The sequence below is a fragment of the Pseudomonadota bacterium genome, from assembly GCA_010028905.1.
In the GTDB taxonomy this organism is placed as follows: Bacteria; Vulcanimicrobiota; Xenobia; order RGZZ01; family RGZZ01; genus RGZZ01.
The window spans coordinates 1-9,180 of sequence record RGZZ01000184.1; the positions used below are offsets into that span (position 1 = coordinate 1).

At 64.5% G+C, this 9,180-nt stretch carries 8 protein-coding genes and 1 pseudogene; all 9 read left to right on the forward strand.

The genetic code is table 11. The features are described 5' to 3' along the window. The first annotated feature begins 105 nt into the window (after positions 1–105). Positions 106–1,038 carry an STAS domain-containing protein gene (locus EB084_13285; protein ID NDD29231.1) on the forward strand — a complete coding sequence of 311 codons (933 nt, stop codon included), beginning with the start codon at positions 106–108 and terminating at the stop codon, positions 1,036–1,038. A 36-nt stretch (positions 1,039–1,074) separates the two neighbouring features. Continuing rightward, the gene (locus EB084_13290) at positions 1,075–1,428 is read left to right on the forward strand and encodes an STAS domain-containing protein (protein NDD29232.1); all 354 of its coding nucleotides are present in this window, start codon (positions 1,075–1,077) and stop codon (positions 1,426–1,428) included. Further along, on the forward strand, positions 1,425–1,859 hold the full coding sequence (locus EB084_13295; GenBank protein ID NDD29233.1) for an ATP-binding protein: 435 nt from the start codon (positions 1,425–1,427) through the stop codon (positions 1,857–1,859). Before EB084_13290 ends, EB084_13295 begins: the two co-directional genes overlap by 4 nt. A 6-nt stretch (positions 1,860–1,865) precedes the next feature. Continuing rightward, positions 1,866–2,492: a hypothetical protein gene (locus EB084_13300; GenBank protein NDD29234.1), complete on the forward strand. Its 627-nt coding sequence runs from the start codon at positions 1,866–1,868 to the stop codon at positions 2,490–2,492. Positions 2,493–2,575: 83 nt separating this feature from the next. After that, the gene (locus EB084_13305; GenBank protein NDD29235.1) at positions 2,576–3,403 is read left to right on the forward strand and encodes a sensor histidine kinase; all 828 of its coding nucleotides are present in this window, start codon (positions 2,576–2,578) and stop codon (positions 3,401–3,403) included. Between the two features lie 155 nt (positions 3,404–3,558). Next, positions 3,559–5,707 (forward strand): annotated as a pseudogene (ccoN, locus tag EB084_13310) (cytochrome-c oxidase, cbb3-type subunit I). A 3-nt stretch (positions 5,708–5,710) separates the two neighbouring features. After that, positions 5,711–6,535 carry a hypothetical protein gene (locus EB084_13315; GenBank protein NDD29236.1) on the forward strand — a complete coding sequence of 275 codons (825 nt, stop codon included), beginning with the start codon at positions 5,711–5,713 and terminating at the stop codon, positions 6,533–6,535. 15 nt (positions 6,536–6,550) lie between these two features. Further along, the gene (gene ccoG, locus EB084_13320) at positions 6,551–7,933 is read left to right on the forward strand and encodes a cytochrome c oxidase accessory protein CcoG (protein NDD29237.1); all 1,383 of its coding nucleotides are present in this window, start codon (positions 6,551–6,553) and stop codon (positions 7,931–7,933) included. Then, positions 7,930–9,180, forward strand: a 1,251-nt coding sequence (locus EB084_13325; GenBank protein NDD29238.1) for a heavy metal translocating P-type ATPase, incomplete at its 3' end; no start/stop codon positions are given. The genes ccoG and EB084_13325, both read left to right, overlap by 4 nt.

Below are 9,180 nucleotides of genomic sequence, written 5' to 3' on the forward strand. Positions count from 1 at the left end.
GCGCGCTGAGGCGCGCCGCCCTCTTCACCTGACCTGCGCGCTGAAGGGGCGCAAGGAGAGGGTGGGGAAGCCAGACACAGCGCTTGGAGGGAGCCTCGCACGAACGTGTCACACGACTTCAAGATCGACATCAGCCTGGCGGAATGGCAGGAGCGTCTCACCTATCTGAACATCGGTGAGGAAGACGCGGCGGTGCTGAAGCCGTTGCACGAGACGTTCGTTGCAAGGCGCGAAACGTTTCTCGATCGCTTCTACGACCATCTGCTCGGGTTCAACGACAGGCACAATGCGCTCGCCACACCGCAGATCGCGGCGCGTGCTCGGCAGGGCCAGGCGACCTACATGGAGCGCATGCTGCTGGGGGACTACGATCTCGAGTTCTATCGCCTGAGCGTACGCGTTGGACTGCGCCATCAGGAGCTGGGTCTCGAGCCGCGATGGGTGGTGGGGGCCTGGACGATGTACCTCACCTACTGGACCGACGTCGTCTGTGAGCTCTTCCCCGATGACAAGGAGAAGCGCCTGCGCACGCTACAGGCCCTGCAGAAGGTGAACATGCTGGCACTTCAGCTCATGGTCGACGCCTACTATGCGAGCACCCTCGAACGCGTGCAGGCCATTGTCTCATCCCAGCGCGAGGCTATCCTTGAGCTGTCGACTCCCGTCATCGAGATCAGCGACGGGGTCATGGTACTCCCGCTCATCGGCACCATCGATAGTGTTCGCACCCGACAGATCATGGACAGCCTGCTCAACCGAGTAGTCGAGACCCAGGCTGAGATCGTGATTCTCGATCTCACCGGCGTGGCCGTCGTCGACACGGCAGTGGCCAATCACCTGATGAAGACGGTTGAGGCGGCCGAGCTGCTTGGAACGCGCTGCATCATCACGGGCATCAGCCCGGCAATTGCCCAGACCCTCGTGCACCTCGGGGTCGATCTCGGTCGCATCACCACCAGCGCAACGCTGCGAACCGGGTTGAAGCTGGCCTGGCGCAGCCAGGGCGTCGGCCTGCAGGCGCGAGAGAGAGCGCAGTGACCCGGCGCGCGCCTCGACTCAAGGAAAGAGGTTGAGATGGCTCGCATACCTGTGCTGAAGTTCAAGGACGTACTCGTTGTCTCGTTGCAGGTCGAGATGCAGGATCAGCTCGCGCTCGAGCTGCAAGACGACGTGCTCTCCGCCCTCGCGCGATCCTCGGCCCGAGGCCTGCTCATCGACGTGAGCGGCATCGACGTGGTCGACTCCTTTCTCGGGCGGGTCATTGCCGACACGGCGAGCATGGCGCGGCTCATGGGAACCCCCACGGTACTCGCAGGTCTGCAGCCCGCGGTCGCCATCGTTCTGACCGAGCTGGGTCTGAAGCTGCCGCACATCCGGACGGCCCTCAATCTCGAAAAAGGGCTGTCTCTCCTCGATGCCGAGCCATGAGTGACGATGGTCTCGGTCTGCGCCTCTCCATCGCCTCCGAAGCCGACGTGGTCATTGCGCGCACCCGCGGCAAGGAGCTGGCCAAGGGCATAGGGTTTGGGCTGGTCGATCAGACCCGAATCGCCACGGGCATCTCCGAGCTGACACGCAACATCCTGCAGTATGCCCAGCAGGGGCACATCACGCTTCGTCTCGTCGACGCCAGCACCCCCTCTCCGTTCAACACGTTTCGTCGCAAGGGGCTCGAGATCGTGGCGGAGGATCATGGCCCCGGCATCCGGGATCTGAATCAGATCCTCGAAGGACGAAGCCTCTCCGGCCGAGGGCTCGGGCTCGGCATACCTGGGACGCGCAGGCTCATGGACGAGTTCGAGATCGTATCCGAGTCGGGGTCGGGTACTCGGGTCCGGTGCATCAAATGGCTCGCGTGACCGCAGCTGGCCTCGCGGGGTGATCGCGTGGCCTTGGAGATCGTCGTGAAGAGCCGTGCGCGGCTGCCGCAGAGCGTGAGCGGAGACGCATTCTGGTATGCCGAGTCAGGCTCTCTTCTCTGGGCGCTGGTGGTCGATGGCCTGGGACACGGTGTTCAGGCCGCCGAGCCCGCCCACCTGGCGGTAACCTGCATCTCGGGATTGGTGCAGCGCCTTGCGGACACGCGATTCGACCCCGCCACCTCGCTCCGGGACATGGTCGTGCGAACCGATGAATGCCTGCGTGGCACCCGTGGGGCCGCGCTGGGGCTGGTGCTGCTCGACGCCGAGCGAGGCGAGGGGCATTTCGTCGGTGTGGGCAACGTCGAGATGCGTGTCTGTGGGCCCCGTGCGCTCGCACGCCCCATCTGCAGCCCCGGGATCGTGGGTGCCCGTCTGACCCGCGTGCGCGTGGAGCGCTTCGACTACGTGCCCGGTCACACGGTGATCCTGCACTCTGACGGCTTGTCGTCACGCTTCGAGCTCGATGCGGTTCCTGCCACCGCCTCCCTCGAAGAGGTGGCCGACGCGCTCGTTGCAAGGCACGGCAAGGCAGACGATATGACGCTGCTCGTGGTGAGACAGCATGCGTGAGACCCTGAGGGAAGAGTACGCTTCCATTCTCTGCGATCACATGGCGGGTGCTGGTGAGGCGGCGGAGATGAGGGCCTACGATTTTGCCCGCGGCCCAGAGCCTGTTCATCGAGGTGGTGATGGCATTCTCACTGGGGTATCGCCAGACCCTCGACGAGCTCGAGCACTCGAACCGGGAGCTGGCCAGCGTCTCGCAGTTCAAGTCACGCATGTTGAGCATGGTGGCCCACGATCTCACGAACCACATGACCGCCATCAAGATCTTCGCGAACAGCATCGCCCAGAGATCAGAGGGCAGCGTTCAGTCACACGCGCAGAACATCCTCGAGGTGATCGCCGATGAGGAGATGCTGGTGCAGAACCTGCTCGACATCGGGCGCATCGACACGGGACGCCTGAAGCTCGTGCTCGTCCCGCTGCCCTTGCTGGCGCTCATCGAGCGCGCGGTGGCCCGCATCTCGCGCACCACGACGCGGCACTCGTTCTCGGTCGTGGGCAGCGACGTGCGCGTGCGCGCCGATCAGGCCAAGGTGCAGCAGATCCTCGAGAACGTCATCGGCAATGCGGTGAAGTACTCGCCGGAAGGGGGGGGCGTTGACGTGGTGGTGACCGTCGAGGGCGGCCACGCCGTGGTCGAGGTTCGCGACCGCGGACTGGGCATCAGCCCTGAAGATCTGCCCCACGTGTTCGAGCCCTTCTACCGCGGTAGCCGGACGGAGGGTACGTCGATTCGCGGAACCGGTCTCGGCCTCTCCATCGTTCGCTCGCTTGTGAAGCTGCACGGCGGGAGCATCAGCGCAGACAGCGTGCCAGGCAAGGGAACCACGGTCCGCTTCGCGCTGCCGCTGTCGATCGAGGCCTCAGAACGGGCGGCCCCGCACGATGAAGACGGCCAGCAGCACGAACAGTAATCCGAGGGCCAAGCTCCCGACGCACGCTACTACAGCCGGCAGCTGAGCTGTATCGGGCAGGGAGCCGATGGAGTCTCATCCCTCGGGCCGGGTACCATACGCCCAGAGGTCTCCGCTCGTGCAGCGCGCGGAGGCGAAACCGCCTGGAGGAAGCGATGGCTGGAGACACTTCAGAGCAATACGATGACGACGTCGTTCGCAAGTACGTGGGGGCCACTATCGTCTGGGGTATCGTGGGAATGCTGGCCGGGCTCTGGGCCGCACTTGAGCTGGCGTCGTACCGCTTCAATCTCGATCTGCCCTACATCTCGTTCGGGCGTCTGCGGCCGATACACACGAATGCCGTGGTCTTCGCCTTCTCGGGCAACGCCGTGTTTGCTGCGGTGTATCACTCCACGCAGCGCCTCTGTCGCGTGCGCATGGCCTCAGACCTGCTCTCTCGCCTACACCTCTGGGGGTGGCAGCTTATCATCGTGCTCGACGCCGTGTGCCTGGCGCTCGGGTACACCGATGGCAAGGAGTACGCCGAGCCTGTCTTCTTCATCGACCTGCTCATCGCCGTGGTGTGGGTGATGTTCATGGTCAACTTCTTCTGGACCATTGCTCGTCGAAGAGAGCAGCACCTCTATGTCACCCTGTGGTTCTACATGGCGTCGATCATCTCCATCCCCATTCTGCACATCGTCAACAACGCTGGCATCCCGGTGAGCCCGTTCAAGTCATACCCCGTGTTCTCAGGCGCCCAGGACGCGCTGATTCAGTGGTGGTACGGGCACAATGCGGTGGGCTTTCTCCTCACCACCCCGTTCCTCGGAATGATGTACTATTACCTGCCCAAAGCGGCGCAGCGGCCGGTCTACTCGTACCGGCTGTCGGTGGTGCACTTCTGGTCGCTCGTGTTCATCTACGTGTGGGCGGGGCCGCACCATCTGCTCTACACGTCGCTGCCCGACTGGGCCCAGACCCTCGGCATGGTGTTCAGCATCATGCTCATCGCACCGTCGTGGGGTGGTATGATCAACGGCCTGATGACGCTCAAGGGCGCGTGGGAGCAGCTGCGCACCGACCCCATCCTGAAGTTCTTCGTGGTGGGCCTCACCTTCTACGGAATGTCGACCTTCGAAGGCCCCATCCTCTCCATCAAGTCGGTCTCGGCCCTCGCACACTACACCGATTGGATCGTGGGACACGTGCACAGCGGAGCACTTGGCTGGGTGGGTTTCACCACGTTCGCCATGTTCTACTGGATGGTTCCGCGCCTGTATGGCACCACGCTCTGGTCGGTCCGCCTCGCCACGGCGCACTTCTGGACGGGCACCATCGGCATCGTGCTCTACATCGTGGCCATGTGGATCACAGGCGTGACCCAGGGATTGATGTGGAAAGCCTTCACGCCAGAGGGAACCCTCGCCTACAGCTTCATCGAGACGGTGAAGGTGCTCAAGCCGTACTACTGGGTGCGCGCGCTCGGGGGCGGGCTCTATCTCACGGGCGTGCTGATGATGGGATACAACTTCCTGATGACCATTCGACAAGGCCAAGTGGTGACCGTCGACGTGCCGTCACAGCCCGTTCAGCCGGCGAGGCTTCCGGGCCTTGCGGAAGCGGGGGCTTGAGAATATGTTCAAGCAGTCAGAGATCGAGATCAAAGGCCTTCTGATGGCCGTGCTGGTGACCCTGGTCGTGGCGGTGGGCGGCGTTGTCGAGATCGTGCCGCTCATCCAGACCCGCGCGGAGACGGTTGCCATCCCAGGCGTGAAGCCTTACTCTCCCCTCGAGCTGGAGGGGCGCGACATCTACATCCGCGAGGGGTGCTATGTCTGCCACAGCCAGCAGGTGCGCCCTTTCCGAGACGAGACCGAGCGCTACGGGACATACTCACGGGCGGGGGAGTCGGTCTATGATCGCCCTTTCCAGTGGGGCTCGAAGCGCACCGGTCCGGATCTCGCGAGGGTGGGCGGCAAGTATCCGGACTCTTGGCACTACACGCACATGCGAAACCCGCGTGACATCGAGCGAGATTCGATCATGCCCAACTACCCGTGGCTGTACGCCAACACGCTCGATATGCGCCTCACTCGCGCCAAGCTGGTGGCCAACCGAGCGCTCGGGGCGCCCTACACCGATCAGGAGGTCGATGGCTGGCAGGCGTCACTCGAAGCACAGGCCGCGTCGATCCAGCAGAGCCTGGCCAGGAACGGTTTCGCAGATGCACAGGCCGATCGCGAGATCATCGCGCTCATCGCATACCTGCAGCGATTGGGCAAGGACATCGGCACGCGTGACAAGGTGGGGATGCATTGATGGATGTGCTGTCGGGTACGATCCTTGCGCAGGCCGTGTTGGTCCTCTTTCTTGCCGTGTTCGGTGGGGTGGTGTTCTGGGCCGTGCGCATGCCGCAGAGCGAGGCCGAAGCCCTGGGACGGATTCCCCTCTCGTTCGACGACGTGCCGTGCGCCGCCGAGAAGACGACTTGTGGAGGTGATGGACGTGGCTGAGATCAGGGAACACGTGGCGGACGGAATCGAGGAATACGACAATCCCCTGCCGGCGTGGTGGCTCTACGGCTTCTATGCGAGCATCGCCTTTGCGCTCGTCTATGCGGTCGTCTATCCCAGCCTCTGGTGCTGGTCGGGAACGGCGCGATGGACCTCGGCCGGACAGTATGACGCCATGGTTGCGAGCGCCCCGAAGGTCGCGGTGGCAAAGGTCGATCTCGAGAAGATGTCGGCTGATCCTGGCGTCGTCGCAAAGGGCCACGAGATCTTCAAGACCTACTGTGTCGCTTGCCACGGCGACAATGCGGAAGGGAAGATCGGCCCGCCGCTGGTGGCTCACAAGTGGCGGTACGGTGGCGATCCGGACAGCATCCTCACCACCATTCGCGGAGGGCGTCCGAATGGCATGCCCACCTGGAGCAAGGCCATCTCTGATGACAAGATCCAGTTGGTTGCGGCCTACGTGTTCTCGCTCTCCCACGGTGCATCGGCTCCGGAGAGCGGCCCATCGGGCGCTCCTGCGGGCGTGGGAAGCCCGCAGCCGACCGCCAGCTCGGGGAAGAAGGCCATGGCGCCCTCCACGGACCTGCCGCAGGCCACCCTTCCCCGCGCCCAGTCTGGCACACTGCACTGATCGGAGACGGAGGACATGAGCACACGCGCGGGCGAGGAGACACCCGTCAAGAGCGGTCCGATGGTGCAGGCACGCAAGAAGGTTCAGCCTCGCCTGCTGTTCGGCCGTTTCAAGCGTGCGCGACTGGCCATCAGCGCGGTGCTGCAGAGCGTGCTCTTCTTCGGCCCCTGGATCACGTACAAAGGCCAGCAGGCGATTCGCATCGACCTTGCCGCACGCAAGCTGCATCTCTTCGCCTTCACGTTCTGGCCTCAGGACACGGCCTTCTTGCTGGTGATGCTCATCTTCCTGGCCGTGCTCATGTTTGCTTCCACCGCGGTGGCCGGACGCATGTGGTGCGGCTATGCCTGTCCGCAGACCCTGCTTACCGAGTCTTTCGTCTTCGTCGAGACCTTCTTCGAGGGCAGCCGCGCGAAGCGCATCAAGTTTGCCCAGGCCCCCTGGAACGCCGACAAGATCGCCCGCAAGCTGGGCAAGTGGTCGGTCTGGACGGTGATGTCGCTCTGGCTCGGCGTCACCTTCGCGGGGTACTTCCAGGACGCATACGCGCTCGTTAGCAATCTGCTTCACGGGCACGTCAGTGTAGGGAACGCCACGATCATCTCCATGGTGGCGTCTGCCGCGTACTTCGACTTCGGCTGGTTCCGCGAGCAGATGTGTCACTACGCCTGTCCGTATGCCCGTTTCCAGAGCGCCATGTTCGACGCCGACTCGCTCATCGTGGGGTACGATGTCCGACGCGGCGAGCCACGGGGGCACAAGGGCGCCGCGGGGGCCGGCGATTGCATCGACTGCGCGATGTGTACGCAGGTCTGCCCCATGGGCATCGATATCCGCAACGGCCTGCAGCTCGAGTGCATCGCCTGCACGGCGTGCGTCGACGCCTGCGATTCGGTGATGGATCGCATCGGTCGTCCGCGCGGGCTGGTGGGCTACAGCTCGCTCAACACCCTGGAGGGCAGGCCGCTGAAGATCGTGCGCCCACGCGTGGCGGTGTACGCGGCCATGCTGGTCGCGCTGGGCGGGGTGTTCATCGTCATGCTGGCGCATCGACCGCTGCTCGTGGTCGACGTCATGCGCAAATCTGGCGTCCAGGCTGTGTACGCGGTGACCGCAGATGGTCACGTGAGCAATCTCTATCACCTCAACTTCATCAACAAGGACCGGGTCGCGCACGATGTGCAGATCTCGGTAGAGGGCTTTCCCGGAGCAGTTGTCGTGGCGCCCGAGAACCCCCTTGCCCTTGCCGCTGACAGCGCCCGTGACGTCGACGTGTTCGTGGTGCATCCGCCCGCACAGCTGCCCCCTGTGACCCCCTTCAGCTTCAGGTTTGCCGATGCGCGGTCGCAGCGCTTCGTCGACACCCAGGAAGCCACGTTCCTGGGGCCATCGCGATGACCCTCGCTCTTCCGGAAGCGTCGCAACAGAGCTGTGAGGATCGCTCTTGCGCGCATTGCGGTCTCGCGCTGCCGCGCGCCCCCTTTGAGCAGGTTGATGCGAGCGGCACGGTGTGGCGCTTCTGCTGCGAGGCCTGTCGCATGGTCTTTGCGGCCATTCACGAAGCGGGTCTCGATGCCTACTATGCGCGCCGTCCGGAAGCCCCGGGCCGCGCGGCAGAGCTGCCCCGTGAGATGGCCTGGCTCAATCAGCCGGACGTGCAGGCTTCGTACGTGGCGTGCGCCGAGGGGATCGCTGAAGCTTCGTTCCTTCTCGATGGCCTGCACTGCGCAGCCTGCTCGTGGCTTGTGGAGAAGAGCGTGGAGCGTCTCGAGGGCGTGGAGGAAGCGCGCGTCAACTACGCCACCTCTCGGCTGCGCGTGCGGTGGCGCGAGGGTCTCGCAGGGCTGGGCGACGTCGCGCATTGCGTGGCCCACATCGGCTATCGCGCAACCCCTTTCCACCCCCATCGTCTCGAGCGGCCGCGCCAGCGCCAGTCGAACGATCTGGTCTTGCGCATGGCCGTGGCCGGCTTCTGCGCAGGCAACGTGATGCTGGCCGCCGCCGCCCTCTACTGCGGCGCACTCGACGGCATGGAGGTCTCGTTCCGCAGGTTCTTCGATGGCGTGGGGCTCGTGCTGTCGCTGCCCGTGGTGCTGCATGCCGCCCTGCCCTTCTATCGGGGGGCGCTGTCGTCTCTCCGTTCCCGCTCGATGACCATGGACGTGCCCATCTGCATCGGTCTGCTCACCACCTGGGCCTACAGCGTCTGGGCGGCCGTCACGACGCGTGGCGAGGTGTACTTCGACACCGTGGCCATGTTCGTGTTCGTGCTGCTGGTGGGACGTGTTCTGGAGAACGCTTCCCGGGGACGCGTTTCGAGCGCGGTGGAGCGCCTGCTGGCGCTCGGCGCGCGATCTGCCAGGCGGGTGCGCGACGGCGAGCGGATCGAGGTTCCCGTCGATGAGGTGGTGCCAGGAGACATGGTCGAGGTGTGGCAGGGCGAGCGGATTCCCGTGGATGGGAAGGTTCTGTCCGGGGGCGCCTGGGTCGACGAGTCGATGCTCACGGGCGAGGCGACGCCTCGTTCGGTGGAGACGGGGAGTGACGTGAGCGCGGGGACTGTGTGCACCGACGGCCAGATCGCTCTCGAGGCGACGCGCACCGGCGCATCGACCACCCTGGCGCGCATCTCTCGCCTGGTCGAG

Excerpts from the sequence above, each read along its gene's own strand:
- EB084_13295 (NDD29233.1), top strand. The coding sequence starts at position 1,425 with ATGAGTGACGATGGTCTCGGTCTGCGCCTCTCCATCGCCTCCGAAGCC.
- ccoG (NDD29237.1), top strand. The coding sequence starts at position 6,551 with ATGAGCACACGCGCGGGCGAGGAGACACCCGTCAAGAGCGGTCCGATG.
- EB084_13315 (NDD29236.1), top strand. The coding sequence starts at position 5,711 with ATGTGCTGTCGGGTACGATCCTTGCGCAGGCCGTGTTGGTCCTCTTTC.
- EB084_13290 (NDD29232.1), top strand. The coding sequence starts at position 1,075 with ATGGCTCGCATACCTGTGCTGAAGTTCAAGGACGTACTCGTTGTCTCG.